The 255-nt window shown below is 58.8% G+C and carries 1 pseudogene; it reads left to right on the forward strand.

Annotated elements, in window-relative coordinates:
- Positions 1 to 255, forward strand: a pseudogene (locus tag HNW77_RS17395) (IS5/IS1182 family transposase); the annotation flags it as partial.

Consider the following 255-nt stretch of genomic DNA (forward strand, 5'->3'; position numbering starts at 1 on the left):
TGCCAAAACGGTCTGGCTGTGTCAAAAGCGTCTGACCCAGGCGGGTGCGATCGATGGGCTGTTCAACCGCTTTGATGCCACCCTGCGCAACGCCGGGTATTTGCCGATGTCAGGCCAGATCCTGGATGCCACGCTGGTAGCGGCTCCGAAGCAGCGGAACACCAATGCAGAGAAAGCCGATCTTCGGGAAGGACGTATTCCTGAAGACTGGCAGGACAAACCCGCAAAGCTGTCGCACAAGGATCGTCATGCGCG

This window comes from Komagataeibacter melomenusus (assembly GCF_013155395.1).
GTDB lineage: Bacteria > Pseudomonadota > Alphaproteobacteria > Acetobacterales > Acetobacteraceae > Komagataeibacter > Komagataeibacter melomenusus.